The organism is Janthinobacterium sp. HH102 (genome assembly GCF_001758625.2).
Lineage (GTDB): Bacteria > Pseudomonadota > Gammaproteobacteria > Burkholderiales > Burkholderiaceae_D > Janthinobacterium.
In genome coordinates, this window is record NZ_CP062062.1 from 893,898 (window position 1) to 907,549 (window position 13,652).

A 13,652-nucleotide genomic window follows, 5' to 3' on the forward strand; every position below is an offset into this window, starting at 1 on the left:
CGATGACGATCCTGTCCCTCGTATTTAAAGTACTGCTGCGCGTGAGGCCAAGCATGGTGTATGACCGTATCAAACAACAGATGATGGACACCTTGCCCTTCGTGCGGCTGCTGGGGATCAGCATCGACGAGATCGGCGCCGGCACCTCGAAGGTGTCGCTGCCGGACGATCCCAAACTACATAATCACCTGGGCACGCAGCATGCGGGCGCCTTGTTTACCCTGGCCGAAACGGCTTCCGGCGCGGCCATGGCTGGCGGCTTCGCCGAGCTGATACTGGGCTTGCGCCCGGTGGCCAAGGAGTCGCGCATTCAGTACCAGAAGGTGGCCCGGGGCGCGACGCGCGCCGAAGGCCGCGTGCCGGGCGACCTGGCCGCACTGAAGGCGCAGCTGGCGCAGGACGGCAAGGTGGCGTTTCCCGTGGCAGTCGATATTTTCGATACCGAAGGCACGCTGGCGGCACAGGTGACGGTGGACTGGTATCTGTCGCAGAAGCGCTAAGCGGCAACCTGACTACCCCGGACATTCGACAGAACACGAACCTCGTTCAACATCTTTGAAAGAACAAAATGAGCAAACAACTTCAAGACGCCTACATCGTCTCTGCAACCCGTACCCCGATCGGCAAGGCGCCGCGCGGCATGTTCAGAAACACCCGCCCGGACGACCTGCTGGTGCGCGTGCTGCAATCGGCCCTGGCGCAAGCGCCTGGCCTGGACCCTGCATTGATCACCGACGCCATCATCGGCTGCTCGTTCCCGGAAGCGGAGCAGGGCTTCAATATCGCGCGTAATTCGGTGCTGCTGGCCGGCTTGCCGAAAACCGTCGGTGGCGTCACCGTCAACCGCTACTGCGCCTCGGGCATCACGGCCATCGCCATGGCGGCCGACCGCATCCGCGTGGGCGAAGCCGACGTGATGATCGCCGGCGGCATCGAATCGATGTCGATGGTGCCGATGATGGGCCACCATCCATCGATGAACCTGGACATGTTCAGCGACGAGAACATCGGCATGGCCTACGGCATGGGCCTGACGGCCGAGAAAGTGGCGCAGCAATGGAAAGTGTCGCGCGAACAGCAGGACGCGTTCTCCGTCGAATCGCACCGCCGCGCCATCGCCGCGCAGCAAGCCGGTTTCTTCAAGGCGGAAACGACGCCCGTGGAAATCATCACGCGCACGCCGAACCTGGCTACGGGCCAGGTGGACGTATCGCGCCGCACCGTCGACACTGACGAAGGCGCACGCGCCGATTCGTCGATGGAGTCGCTGGCAAAACTGAAACCAGTGTTCGCCGCCAAGGGCACCGTCACGGCCGCCAACAGCTCGCAGATGTCCGACGGCGCCGGCGCGCTGCTGATCGTCAGCGAGAAGATTTTGCGGGAGCATAACCTGACCCCGCTGGCGAAATTCTCCTCGTTCGCCGTGCGCGGCGTGCCGCCGGAAATCATGGGCATCGGTCCGAAATTTGCCATTCCAGCAGCGTGCGCCGCCGCCGGCATCACGCAAGACCAGCTGGACTGGATCGAGCTGAACGAAGCGTTTGCCGCACAGGCATTGGCCGTCATCGGTGACCTGGGCCTGGATCCATCGAAGGTGAACCCGATGGGCGGCGCGATCGCCCTGGGCCACCCTCTGGGCGCCACCGGTGCCATCCGCGCCGCGACCGTGATTCACGCGCTGCAGCGCACCAAGCAGAAGTACGGCATGGTGACGATGTGCGTGGGCGCAGGCATGGGCGCCGCCGGAATTTTTGAACGCGTCTAAGTTCGACGGGCTAAAGCAATAAAACAGGGCGCTGCGGGATTACCCCGGCGCCCTTTATCTTTTTGGAGACGACATGGATATTTTGTGCAGCAAGAGCGAGGGCATTCTGACCCTGGAATTCAACCGCCTGGAACGCAAGAATGCGATCACGGGCGCCATGTACCAGACCCTGGCCGACGCGCTGGTGGCGGCAGAGACGGACGACGCCGTACGCGCCATCCTGATCTGCGGCAAGCGCGAGATTTTCACGGCCGGCAACGACCTCGATGACTTCATGAAGACGGCGCGTCCGAAGGATGGCTCGCTCGACCATGACCGTCCCGTGTTCCAGTTCATGCGCGCCCTGTACGGCAGCAGCAAGCCCGTGGTGGCGGCCGTGTCCGGCCCGGCCATCGGCATCGGCACGACCTTGCTGATGCACTGCGATCTCGTCTACGCGGCAGACAACGCCAGCTTCTCGATGCCGTTCACGCAGCTGGGCCTGTGCCCGGAATTCGGCTCCAGCCTGCTGCTCACCCAATTGGCCGGCTACCCGCGCGCAGCGGAAAAATTGATGCTGGGCGAATCGTTCCCGGCCAGCGAAGCGCTGGAAATGGGCCTGGTGTCGAAGGTCGTGCCCCTGTATGACTTGATGACCTTCGCGCAAGGCCAGGCGGCCAAGCTGGTGGCCCTGCCGGCGGCCTCGATCCGCGCCACCAAGCGCCTGATGAAGCAAAGCCGCATGGAACCGATGAAGGCGGCCATCGCCGAGGAAAACAAACTGTTCAGCGCCATGCTGGGCGGCGCCGAGGCGAAGGAAGCGTTTACGGCCTTCTTTGAAAAGAGGAAGCCGGATTTCAAGAAGTTCGCCTAAGGCAGGGTCTGACATCGCGTCGGACCTTCACCATCTGATGCGGAAATGACGATCGACGATGAGAATGCGGTGGCCGGTCAGCGCGAAAACGACCACGTTTACAGCCGCTACCGCAACTCATTGAATATAAAAGAAGTTTCTCAGCTGCGCCCCTGCAACGGGGGCTGGTCTTGACGTCGCGGCGAGCCTGATTGAAAACAGGGTCCAATAACGATTGCTTGGTGCGGCTACGGCTGCCGACAAGCAAACCTGACATTTTTATCTTTTATGATACTTTCCTGATGAATTTCATGTTTTATGCTAATGCATGGATTGCGATAGTTTCCATTCTCAAATGATGTGAAAGTTCATCGTCATGTATTTTCACGGCCATGACGACCAGTTGACGCGTATTGTCCGGGTATTGCTGCTGCAGGTAAAACAGGAGGAGCATTCATGATTCGATTGGTGTTGCTGTTATTGGGCGTTGAATATCTACGCAAGCGCTGGCGCAGTATCCTGCTGATCGGATTGATATGGCTGCTCGCAGGCCTGGTCATCTTTATTGACGCGCTCGACAATGCGATGTACTTCCCGATCAATTTTTTTGCTTACCTGTTCCTGGTCGAAGGTCTGGCAACGCTGGCTGTGGCATGGACTGGCGTCGGCGGACAGCGCATCTTGCGCTACGTGAAAGGCTGCGCCGTGGTGCTGGCGGCGATGCTGATCTTCGCCGGTCACCACCATGGCAATTTCCTGTTATCGATGATTTTTGGAACGCTTTTTCTCGCCGACGGACTGATACAGTGCGTCTCTGCCTACATGGTCCGCTATCGGCGCTGGCGCGTGGCGTTTTCCTGGGGCCTGGCCGAGATTGCGCTGGCAATCTTCTTTTATCAGCCATATCCGACGCATTATGTTGGAACACTACCGTATTGCCTGGGCCTGTTTCTGATGTTTGGCGGCGCCAATTTGATGGGGCTGGCAACCCGTGTTCGTCGCATGAGCGGTAATCCGGCCCTGTCGGAATCGGCGCATTCCGCAGTCCAGCCGGATGAACACCTTGCTTCTGCATATACCCAAGTGGAGTGGGACGGTCCTCCAGCGGAGCATGAACAGGCGCTGACGGTGCATGTCTGGACGCCTGCCGGTTCAGCCAGGTCGCCGACCCAACATTATCCGATTGTCGATCGCTATATCGCCGCAGTCGATGTCAACGGCGTGATCTCTACCGGGCATGCGGCATTGGAATCGCCTGAAGGTATTTATATCAGCCTCTATCCGCGCACAGAGATCGACCGTTCGCCGGACGATTTCGGGCGCCTGCTGCGCGCCACCCGGGAGAATGACGTGCCGGGCGTATTCCAGCCGGATTATGCGACAGAATTCAAGGCATGGTGCCCGTCCACCGTTCAGGTCCGTATCCGGAATTACGACCCGCGCCAGCTGCAGGCTTTCTGGCGACAGTATCGCTGCGACGAGACTTACAATCTCACGCATCGTAATTGTTCCAGTACTGTTGCCCGGGCATTGGAGGCGGCGATCGACGGCGCCGTTGGCCGCCTGTATGGGGATCGCGCAGGCTGGAGAGTGTTTTTCCGCATCCTGGCGACGCCGGAGTTGTGGGTAGCCGCCCAGATCCGCAAGCGTGCCGTGACGATGGCGTGGACGCCCGGGTTGACGCTCGATTATTCCAGGGCGCTCAGCATGCTGGCCGATCCGCGTCCATTCGCCTGGTGGAAATTGGCGAGGGCCGCCTTCAACAGGATGGCGCAATTGCGCCGCGAATGGCGTGCCCAGGACCATGGCGCCATCGATCTGCGCGAGAATCCTGGTGAAGACGCCATGCGTGACAAGCGCGCGTAGTTCGCCGTCGCTGAATTGAAATAGACGGATCTAGACGACTGGTCTAATTGTGCTACAATGCCCCGCATGAAAGCTGAATACACCGACGTGCGCCAGCACATTATCGACCAGGGCAAGGCCATCATCACGCGCAAGGGTTTTGCCGGCGTGGGGCTGAACGAGATTTTATCGGCCGCCGATGTGCCCAAGGGTTCGTTCTACCATTACTTCAAGTCCAAGGAATTGTTTGGTGTAGCGATGCTGGAAGACTACGTAACGCGCTACCTGGACGAAATGGAGCGCGTGCTGGGCCAGCCCGGCCGGAACGCGGCGCAGTCGCTGATGGCGTATTGGGCCAGCTGGACCAGCGACAGCCTCGATGGCAGCGGCTGCGACTGCCGTTGCCTGGTGGTCAAGCTCAGCAGCGAAGTGGCGGACATGTCGGAACCGATGCGCGTGGCGCTGCTTGGCGGCACCGACCGCATCATCGCCAGGCTGGCCCTGGCCATCGCGCGGGGCAGGGTGGACGATACGCTGCCATCGGTGGCCGACCCGGCGCAGATGGCCGCCACCTTGTACCAGCTGTGGCTGGGCGCGGCCATGTTGACCAAGCTGCGGCGCGACGCCAGCGCCTTGCAAACGGCCTGGCGGGCGACCCTGGCCATGCTGCAGCTGCCGCCGGATCAATAAGGGCGCCAGGTACGCGGATGACAGACGTCCGCGTTTTTTGAACCGCATTCTAGACGACCAGTCTAATAATAAAGGAGCAGCATGAAGAATTTTGAATTCCACAACCCGACCCGTATCGTCTTCGGTCTTGATACCGTCGCCAAATTGTCCACCCTGGTGCCGCACGATGCGCGCGTGCTGATCTTGTACGGCGGCGCCAGCGCGGAAAAGACGGGCACCCTGGCCGAAGTGCGCACTGCTCTTGCGCTGGGCCAGCGCACGGTGCAGGAGTTTAGCGGCATCGAACCCAATCCCAGCTATGAAACCCTGATGCGCGCCGTGGCACAGGTGCGCAGCGAGAAGCTGGACTTCCTGCTGGCCGTCGGCGGCGGCTCCGTGATCGACGGCACCAAGTTCGTCGCCGCGGCCGCCCTGTATGACGGCGAGCCGTGGGAAATCGCCGAGCGCGGCGGCGCCAACGTGCAGCGCGCCCTGCCGTTCGGCACGGTGCTGACCTTGCCGGCCACCGGGTCGGAAATGAACAGCGGCGGCGTGGTGACGAAAAAAGCCACGCATGCCAAGCTGAGTTTTCGCAACCCGCTGCTGTACCCGCAGTTTTCCGTGCTCGACCCCGGCAAAACGTTTACCTTGCCGGCCACGCAGGTAGCCAATGGCCTGGTCGACGCCTTCGTCCACACCACGGAACAGTATCTGACCTATCCGGTGCAGGCGAAGGTGCAGGACCGCTTTGCCGAAGGCTTGCTGCAGACCCTGGTTGAGATCGCGCCGCAGGCGGTCGCCTCACCCGACGATTACGCCACGCGCGCCAACCTGATGTGGACGGCCACCCTGGCCCTGAATGGCCTGATCGGCGCCGGCGTGCCGCAGGACTGGGCCACCCACATGATCGGCCACGAACTGACGGCCCTGTACGACATCGACCATGCGCGCACCCTGGCCCTGGTGCTGCCCGCACTGCTGGACGTGCAGCGCGAGCAGAAACGCGGCAAATTGCTGCAATATGGCGAACGTGTCTGGAACATCACGCAGGGCAGCGACGACGAGCGCATCGCCGCCGCCATCGCCCGCACCCGCGCCTTCTTTGAAGGGCTGGGCATTCCGACCCGTTTGTCGGCCTATCAGCTGGGCCAGGAAGCGGTGGAAGCGGTTTTGACGCAACTGGAAGCACATGGCATGACCTCCCTCGGCGAACACCGCGATATCGACCTCGCGCGTAGCCGCCGTATCCTCGAAGCAGCACTGTAACCCTGACATAAAAGGAAACAACATGAACATCCTGATGGTACTGACCTCGCACGATCAACTGGGCGACACGGGCAAGAAAACCGGCTTCTGGCTGGAAGAATTCGCCGCGCCCTACTATGCCTTGCAGGAAGCGGGCGCGCAGCTGACGGTGGTTTCGCCCAACGGCGGCCAGCCGCCGCTGGACCCGAAAAGCGACGAGCCCGATTCGCAAACGGACGCCACGCGCCGCTTCAAGCAGGACGCCGCTGCGCAAGCCGTGCTGGCCAACACGGGCAAGCTGGCCGAGGTGAAGGCGGCCGACTTTGACGCCGTGTTCTACCCGGGCGGCCATGGCCCGCTGTGGGACCTGGCTGAAGACCCGCACTCGATCGCGCTGATCGAGCAGATGATCGCCGCCGGCAAGCCCGTCGCCGCCGTCTGCCACGCGCCTGGCGTGCTGCGCCACGTGAAGGCGGCCGACGGGTCGCCGCTGGTGCGCGGCAAGCAGGTGACGGGCTTTACGAATACCGAGGAAGACGCCGTCGGCTTGACGGCCATCGTGCCTTTCCTCGTCGAGGACATGCTCAAGCAAAACGGCGGCGTTTACTCGAAGCTGGGCGACTGGCAGCCGTACGCCGTCACCGATGGCTTGCTGGTCACGGGCCAGAACCCGGCCTCGTCGGAAGTGGCCGCCCAGGCGCTGCTCAAGCTGCTGGCTTGATGCCCCGCTAGTACGGCCGGCCGCCGGGCGTCATCCACCGCTGCGTCCGGCGGCCATGCCCGCCAGGATCAGGCCGACGGACGCATGCCAGGCCGTCTCGCTGGCGGGCCTGCCCGCCAGTGCATAGCCATGCAGGAAATCGACGAGCGCGTCGCGCCCGCGCAGCCGGGTTTTTTTATCCAGATCGAGGGCCTCCACGGCCAGCTCGAACAGCGCCGTAAAGCGCTCAGCCACATCGGCTTGCGTCACGAGTCCGCGTGCCATCAGGCGCACGAAATACGGTGTGGCGCTGACCAGTTCCAGGTACAGCGCGCACAGCGCGAGCAGGCGGCGCTGCGGCCCCTGGCGTTGCGTAAACGGCGGCTGGCGCGGATCGAGCGCGGCAAAACGCTGCGCCATCAGGGCCAGTAATAACTCCTCTTTTCCCGCATAGTAGTGATACAGGGCCATGGCATCGACGCCCAGCCGCTGCGCCAGCGCGCGCATGGAAAACGCTTCGCCTTGCTCTTCCAGCAGGGTCAAGGCCGCTTGCAGGATGGCGGTGCTGTCCAGCGCGGGCGCCACGCGGCGCGGACGTCCGGCACGGCGCACGGGAGATTCCAGGTCTTGAAGTTTTGGGGTTTTCATGGGCATAATTCTACACCGTAGAATTAATTGAAGGAACATCCATGAAAAAGCCTGTTGTCAGCGTATTTCTCGGCATCAGCATCGACGGCTGCATCGCCGGAGAAAACGGCGACCTGTCCTGGCTGGCCGAGCTGGCGCCCGACTCGCCCGACGCCACCGGCTACACTGCCTTGATGGAGCAGGTCGATACCTTGCTGATCGGCCGCACCACGTATGACGCCGTGCTGGGATTCGAGCCGTGGCCGTATGCGGGCAAGCGCGTGGTGGTATTGAGCCACCGCGACTTCGCGCCGCGCCATGGCGAGCAGCGCCGCGAGGGCAGCGTGCGTGAAGTACTGGAGGGGCTGGCCGAAGACGGCTGCCGCCACGTGTATCTCGATGGCGGCGCCGTCATCCGCGCCGGCTTGCGCGAGGGCGTCGTCGACAGCCTGACCTTGTCCGTGCTGCCCGTGGTGCTGGGCAAGGGCGTGCGCCTGTTCGAGGATTGCTTGCCGCGCAGCGACTGGCGCCTGGACCACACGCGCCAGCTGCCCAGCGGCGTGGTGCAGCTGCGCTATCTGAAAAATTAAACCGTGCCGGCGAGATCGACGATAAAGCCGGAATCGTAGCGATCGTTTTCCGGCGTGCCGTCGGGCCGCTTGTAGCCGCAGGGATTGCAGACGACGCGGCAGCCTTGCACGCGGTAGTCGAGCGAGGCGTGCATGTGGCCATGCACCCACAGGTCGGCCTGGGTTACCAGCTCGTCCAGTTGCGAGGCGAAAGCGGGCGAGCCCAGGTTTGTCGCGTATTGCTCTTCCACCGACAGCATCGACGGTGCCATGTGCGTGATGACGACCGTCTTGCCCTCGAATGGTTGCGCCAGCTGCTGCTCGAGCCACGAGCGGTGCTGCGCGTGCAGCTGCGCCGTGTCGCTGGCGCACAGCAGGCGCGGCGTGTCGCCGCCCGTGCTGATGCGCTTGTAGTCGGGCATGTAGCTTTGCGCCGCGCTCAAGGCTTCATCCCGGCGCTCGGCGCCGAACAGCAGAAAATCCGTCCACAGCGTGACGCCGAGGAAGCGCACGCCATCGAGCGTCACGGCGTCGCCGTCGAGCAGGCGGATGTTGGCGCCCTGCGCATTGGCGCTGGTGCAGGCGTCGCGCACGGCGTCCTGCATGCGTTCGAGCTGGTGGCCATACCCCTCGTGATTGCCATGCACGTACAGCACGGGCAGGGCGCCGAAGGTGCGCGCGGCCCAGGCGATGGCGTTGCTGCCCGTGTCGATGTCGCCGGCCAGGATCACCACGTCGGGGCGGCTGGCGGCAAGGTCGATGGCGGGCGTGTCTTCACCCCAGACTTCCAGGTGCAGGTCGGACAGAATCAGCAAACGCATGGCAATAGGGCGGCAGGGCGCACGAAAGTGTATGGACCTCTATCGTAGCGCAAGTCCGGACGATGGCTTGCTTGACCGCGCGAGGGTAGCGACGTTACTCTTTGGCATCGATTACCGCACACTCATTACTGGAGCCGCATGCCGCCTTTCTTCCTTCCCAAGTCCCTGCTCAGCATCGCGCTGGCCGCCCTGGCGCTGCCATTTGCCGCGCATGCCGCCACGCCCGCCGTCGATCCCTTGACGCAGCCGATCGCCTCGCCGTATGCGGCGCAGTGGAACCGCCCGCAGCAGCCGGCACGCATCCACGGCGACACGTATTACGTGGGCGTGGGCGGCTTGAGCGTGGTGCTGATCGATACGCGCGACGGCTTGATCCTGATCGATGGCGCGTTGCCGCAGTCGGTGGCCGCCATCAAGGAACATATCCTCGAGCTGGGCTTTCGCCTGGAAGACATCAAGTTCATCCTGAATACGGAAGCGCATTTCGACCATTCGGGCGGCATCGCCGCCCTGGCCCGCGACAGCGGCGCGCAGGTGGTCGCCAGCCCGCTCGGTGCACAGGCGCTGCGCGCGGGCTCGGTGCTCGCCATGGATCCGCAGGCGGGCGAAATCGACCCCATGCCGGCCGTGGAAAACGTGCGCGAAATCGCCGATGGCGAAACCCTGCAACTGGGCGAGGTGACCGTCACGGCGCGCTACACGCCTGGCCATACGCCGGGCAGCACCAGCTGGACCTGGGTCTCGTGCGAGGATGCCGAGCGTCAGGAATGCCTGAACGTGGTGTTCGGCGCCAGCCTCACGCCGGTGGCGGCCGACGATTTTCACTACCTGGGCGATGACCGCCATGGGGACCTGACGCCGGCCTTCCGCCGCGTCATGCAGGACTTTGCCAAACTGCCGTGCGACATTTTGATCTCGGCCCACCCGGACCACTCGGGCGGCGACCTGAAACTGACGCAATTGCTCGAAGGCGTCACGCCGAATCCTTTCATCGATGCGCAGGCGTGCCGCAATTACGCGGCCAAAAATGAAGTCAAGCTCGATGCCCGCATCGCGAAGGAAAAAGCGGCCGCGACAAAATAACAACGTTGGCGTCTTCGCCATGAAAAGCGGTTGACGCACTGCAGCATAAGGTGCAGAATCATCGTCCGCAGTTCAGCGCAGTTCAGATTAACCAGACAAAAGAAAGGAAACCCATGTTCGAGCAGGCTGGCAGCAAGTTGTACTACCACTAGCCCCGTGCATGACGCTCGGGGCCATCGGCACATTGCCGATCCCGAGCCGGTGTCCTGCAAAACCCCGGTGAGGAAACTCGCCGGGGTTTTTTTCTTTTCGACGACCCCGGCATAACGACAATACCAAGGAAGACGTTATGCCCATCCATCAGACACTGCGCGGCGCCCATGTGCCCGTGCATATCTTTACCGACGATATCGACGCGCAGGCGCTGCGCCAGCTGCACAATATTGCCAGCCTGCCCATCGTCCATCCGCATGTGGCGGCCATGCCCGACGTGCATGCCGGCATCGGCGCCACCGTCGGCAGCGTGATTCCCACGCGCGCTGCCATCATCCCGGCCGCCGTTGGCGTCGACATCGGCTGCGGCATGAACGCCGTGCGCACGACCCTGACGGCCAGCGACCTGCCCGATAACCTGGCGCGCCTGCGCAGCGCCATCGAAGCGGAAGTGCCCGTCGGCTTCGAACAACATGCATGGAGCCGCGTGCAAGGCTCGCGCCAGGCGCGCGCCGTGCGGCCGCTCGGCGACCGCCTGGCGCACATCGTCGAGCGTCACCGGGGCATCGCCAAGATGCTGCGCCAGTTCGAGCGCACGTGGATTTGCCAGGCCGGCACCCTGGGGGGCGGCAATCACTTCATTGAAATCTGCCTCGACGAGGAGCAGCGGGTGTGGATCATGCTGCATTCGGGTTCGCGCGGCATCGGCAACGTGATCGGCCGTTACTTTATCTCCGCCGCGCAGAAGGACATGCGGCGCCACCAGCTGCAGCTGCCGGACGCGGACCTGGCGTACCTGAGCGAGGGCTCCACGGTATTTGACGACTATGTGGAAGCGGTGGATTGGGCGCAGGATTACGCGCTGCTCAACCGCAGCGAAATGATGCGCCGCGTGCTCGACGTGCTGGCGAAGTTTGCTCCGCCGTTTCGGCTCGACGGGGAAGCCATCAACTGCCACCACAACTACATCGCGCGCGAAACGCATGGCAATGAGGATTTATATGTGACGCGCAAGGGCGCCATTTCGGCGCGGCAGGGCGAGCTGGGCATCATCCCCGGCAGCATGGGCGCGCGCAGCTTCATCGTGCGCGGCAAGGGCAAGCCGGAATCGTTCTGTTCCTGCTCGCACGGGGCGGGGCGCAGCATGAGCCGCAGCGAAGCGAAGCGCCGCTTCAACCGCTTCGACCTCGCCGAGCAGACGGCCGGCATCGAGTGCCGCAAGGATGGCGGCGTGATCGACGAGATCCCCGCCGCTTATAAAAATATCGACGCCGTCATGGTGCATCAGAGCGACCTGGTGGAAGTGGTGCATACCTTGCGCCAGGTCGTCTGCATCAAGGGTTGAAAGGAGTGGCCATGAAGATCAAAGTGAAAATCCCGCCCAAGCCGCGCAACCCGCTGGTGGCGGCCGCCAAACTGCGCGGCGGCGCCGGCGCGCATCAGTCGGAAGCGTCGCCGCGCGCGGCGCGCCGGGCCGGCAAGCACCGGCTGCAGCAACTGCTGGCGGGACGCCTGAAGCCCGAGGAGTAGCGCGCTGGATTAACGCAACGGCAGTTCGACGATGAAGTTCGGGTTGAACTGGGGATTTTGCGGCGTGCCGCTGCGCGTCTTGTAGCCGCAGGGGTTGGCCACGACGCGGCACGGGCCGATGCGGTAGTCGCGCGAGACGTGAATATGGCCATGCACCCACAGGTCCGCCTGCGCGGCCAGATCGTCCAGGCGCGAGGCATAGGCAGGCGAGCAGCCCTCGCTGCCATACGCATCATCGACCGAGCGCAGCGACGGCGCCATGTGGCTGATGACCACCGTGCGGCCGTCGAAGGGCTGCGCCAGTTCGCGCGCCAGCCAGGCTTTTTGCTGCGCGTGGAACATCGCCGTGTCGGCCGCGCGCAGCTTGCGAAAGCCCATGCTGGCCAGGCGGATGCGCTTGTAGTCGTTCATGACGGCTTCCGCGTCGCGCATGGCCGCTTGCCGCGTGTCGTCGCCCAGCAGGCGGAAATCCGTCCACAGGGTGGCGCCCAGGAAGCGCACCTTGCTGCCTGCCGGGTCGGTGAAGACGTGGGTATCGGCGTCGAGAAAATGCACGTTCGGCGTGGCGGTGCAGGCCGCGCGCAGCTCCTGGCGCACCTTGTCGAGGTGGTGGCCATAGCCTTCGTGGTTGCCATGCACGTACAGCACGGGCAGGCCCGCAAACGCGGTGGCGGCCCAGGCGACGGCGCGGGCACCCGTATCGATGTCGCCGGCCAGGATCACGGCGTCGGGACGGCTGAGCGCAAGGTCGCCCTGCGGCGCTTCGTCGCGCCATAGCTCATGGTGCAGGTCCGACAGAATCAATAAACGCATGCGGTATCCAGGCGATTCGGAAGTACACCATCGTACCCGAAAACCGTCACTCTTCCTCCAGCGCGGCGAAGCTGTGCGCCAGGTAGTCGATCAGCGCGCGCACGGCCGGCAGCAGGCCGCGCCGCGACGGGAAGACGGCGTGGATGATTTCGCGCTGCGGCCGCCATTGTCCCATCAGCGGCAGCAGGCTGCCGTTGGCCACCTGTTCGGTGATCATCATGGTCGGCAGCTGCACCAGGCCCACGCCGGCCACGGCCGCGTCGCGCAGGGTCAGCATGTCGCCCGTGACGAAGCGCGGCACGTGGCGCAGCTGGGCGCGCGCGCCATCGGGGCCATATAAATCCCACTGGTAGTGCTGCTGCGGCATGCCCAGGGCCAGGCTGGGCCAGTCCGCCAGGTCGGCTGGCGCCTTCGGCAGCGGCGCGCCGGCGAACAGCAGGGGGCTGCCCACCATGCATTGGCTGCGTTCGGCCAGCACGCGCAGCACCAGGTCGCTGTCGGGCAGCGGCGGCGGGCGCACGCGGATGGCCACGTCGATGCCCTCGGCCACCAGGTCGACGCGGCGGTTGCTCGCTTCGAGCAGCAGGGTCACCTGCGGATGGTCGCGCATGAAACCGGCCAGCATGGGAGCGACCAGGGAATGCAGCAGGGCGATGGGGCAGGACAGGCGCACCGTGCCGCGCGGCGCGGCCCGCGTCAGTTCGATCGCTTCCTGCGCCGCCTCCGCTTCCACCAGCATCGCCTTGCAATGCTCGTAAAACGTCTGCCCCACATCGGTGACGGAAAAATGCCGCGTCGTGCGCTGCAGCAGGCGCGCGCCCAGGCGCTCTTCGAGCAGTGCGATGCGCCGGCTCAATTTGGACTTCGGTATGCCCAGCGCGCGCCCGGCCGGGGCGAAGCCGCCATGGTCGACCACCTGCACAAAGTAATACAAATCGTTCAAATCCTGCATGCCGCCTCCTTGATCGTTCTATTTTTGGAACGCTGATGGCGAATTTTA

General features: G+C 63.7%; 16 protein-coding genes. 12 read left to right on the forward strand and 4 right to left on the reverse strand.

Translation table 11 applies throughout. From position 1 onward, the window contains the following. Nucleotides 1-2: 2 nt before the first annotated feature. The 8 genes from JAB4_RS04065 to JAB4_RS04095 all read left to right on the forward strand — a co-directional run bounded on the left by JAB4_RS04065 (nucleotide 3) and on the right by JAB4_RS04095 (nucleotide 7,077). A complete protein-coding gene (locus JAB4_RS04065; protein WP_227742090.1) occupies nucleotides 3-500 on the forward strand; it encodes a YiiD C-terminal domain-containing protein in 498 nt (165 codons plus the stop codon). A gap of 68 nt (nucleotides 501-568) precedes the next feature. Continuing rightward, nucleotides 569-1,765, forward strand: a complete 1,197-nt coding sequence (locus JAB4_RS04070) for an acetyl-CoA C-acyltransferase (RefSeq protein WP_070221628.1) — start codon at nucleotides 569-571, stop codon at nucleotides 1,763-1,765. Nucleotides 1,766-1,838: 73 nt separating this feature from the next. Then, nucleotides 1,839-2,618 carry an enoyl-CoA hydratase gene (locus JAB4_RS04075; RefSeq protein ID WP_070221627.1) on the forward strand — a complete coding sequence of 260 codons (780 nt, stop codon included), beginning with the start codon at nucleotides 1,839-1,841 and terminating at the stop codon, nucleotides 2,616-2,618. Nucleotides 2,619-2,663: 45 nt separating this feature from the next. Next, the gene (locus JAB4_RS30890) at nucleotides 2,664-2,792 is read left to right on the forward strand and encodes a hypothetical protein (protein ID WP_265334702.1); all 129 of its coding nucleotides are present in this window, start codon (nucleotides 2,664-2,666) and stop codon (nucleotides 2,790-2,792) included. A gap of 261 nt (nucleotides 2,793-3,053) precedes the next feature. Beyond that, a complete protein-coding gene (locus tag JAB4_RS04080) occupies nucleotides 3,054-4,463 on the forward strand; it encodes a hypothetical protein (protein ID WP_070221626.1) in 1,410 nt (469 codons plus the stop codon). Between the two features lie 66 nt (nucleotides 4,464-4,529). Beyond that, complete coding sequence (locus tag JAB4_RS04085; protein ID WP_070221625.1) at nucleotides 4,530-5,132, forward strand: TetR/AcrR family transcriptional regulator; 603 nt, start codon at nucleotides 4,530-4,532, stop codon at nucleotides 5,130-5,132. A gap of 81 nt (nucleotides 5,133-5,213) precedes the next feature. After that, nucleotides 5,214-6,377, forward strand: coding sequence for an iron-containing alcohol dehydrogenase (locus tag JAB4_RS04090; RefSeq protein ID WP_070221624.1), 1,164 nt, complete (start codon nucleotides 5,214-5,216; stop codon nucleotides 6,375-6,377). Between the two features lie 22 nt (nucleotides 6,378-6,399). After that, nucleotides 6,400-7,077: a type 1 glutamine amidotransferase domain-containing protein gene (locus tag JAB4_RS04095; RefSeq protein WP_070221623.1), complete on the forward strand. Its 678-nt coding sequence runs from the start codon at nucleotides 6,400-6,402 to the stop codon at nucleotides 7,075-7,077. A 30-nt stretch (nucleotides 7,078-7,107) separates the two neighbouring features. On the opposite strand, the gene JAB4_RS04100 is transcribed toward JAB4_RS04095, so the two are convergent. Further along, on the reverse strand, nucleotides 7,108-7,704 hold the full coding sequence (locus JAB4_RS04100) for a TetR/AcrR family transcriptional regulator (protein ID WP_175444787.1): 597 nt from the start codon (nucleotides 7,702-7,704) through the stop codon (nucleotides 7,108-7,110). A 41-nt stretch (nucleotides 7,705-7,745) separates the two neighbouring features. On the opposite strand from JAB4_RS04100, the gene JAB4_RS04105 reads away from it, so the two are divergent. After that, nucleotides 7,746-8,273, forward strand: coding sequence for a dihydrofolate reductase family protein (locus JAB4_RS04105; protein WP_070221621.1), 528 nt, complete (start codon nucleotides 7,746-7,748; stop codon nucleotides 8,271-8,273). On the opposite strand, the gene JAB4_RS04110 is transcribed toward JAB4_RS04105, so the two are convergent. Beyond that, nucleotides 8,270-9,073 (reverse strand): metallophosphoesterase family protein, encoded by an 804-nt coding sequence (locus tag JAB4_RS04110; RefSeq protein WP_070221620.1) that lies wholly within the window; start codon nucleotides 9,071-9,073, stop codon nucleotides 8,270-8,272. The two genes, JAB4_RS04105 and JAB4_RS04110, sit on opposite strands and share 4 nt — an antisense overlap. Nucleotides 9,074-9,211: 138 nt before the next feature. Between JAB4_RS04110 and bla the strand changes: the two genes are divergently transcribed. From bla to JAB4_RS04125, 3 genes are all read left to right on the forward strand, one after another. Further along, nucleotides 9,212-10,156 carry a subclass B3 metallo-beta-lactamase gene (gene bla / locus JAB4_RS04115; protein WP_070221619.1) on the forward strand — a complete coding sequence of 315 codons (945 nt, stop codon included), beginning with the start codon at nucleotides 9,212-9,214 and terminating at the stop codon, nucleotides 10,154-10,156. A 289-nt stretch (nucleotides 10,157-10,445) separates the two neighbouring features. Then, complete coding sequence (locus tag JAB4_RS04120) at nucleotides 10,446-11,654, forward strand: RtcB family protein (protein WP_070221618.1); 1,209 nt, start codon at nucleotides 10,446-10,448, stop codon at nucleotides 11,652-11,654. A gap of 11 nt (nucleotides 11,655-11,665) precedes the next feature. Next, complete coding sequence (locus tag JAB4_RS04125) at nucleotides 11,666-11,839, forward strand: hypothetical protein (RefSeq protein WP_227742091.1); 174 nt, start codon at nucleotides 11,666-11,668, stop codon at nucleotides 11,837-11,839. A 9-nt stretch (nucleotides 11,840-11,848) separates the two neighbouring features. On the opposite strand, the gene JAB4_RS04130 is transcribed toward JAB4_RS04125, so the two are convergent. Further along, nucleotides 11,849-12,652: a metallophosphoesterase gene (locus tag JAB4_RS04130; protein WP_070221616.1), complete on the reverse strand. Its 804-nt coding sequence runs from the start codon at nucleotides 12,650-12,652 to the stop codon at nucleotides 11,849-11,851. 46 nt (nucleotides 12,653-12,698) lie between these two features. Further along, complete coding sequence (locus JAB4_RS04135; protein WP_070221615.1) at nucleotides 12,699-13,604, reverse strand: LysR family transcriptional regulator; 906 nt, start codon at nucleotides 13,602-13,604, stop codon at nucleotides 12,699-12,701. Nucleotides 13,605-13,652: the final 48 nt, after the last annotated feature.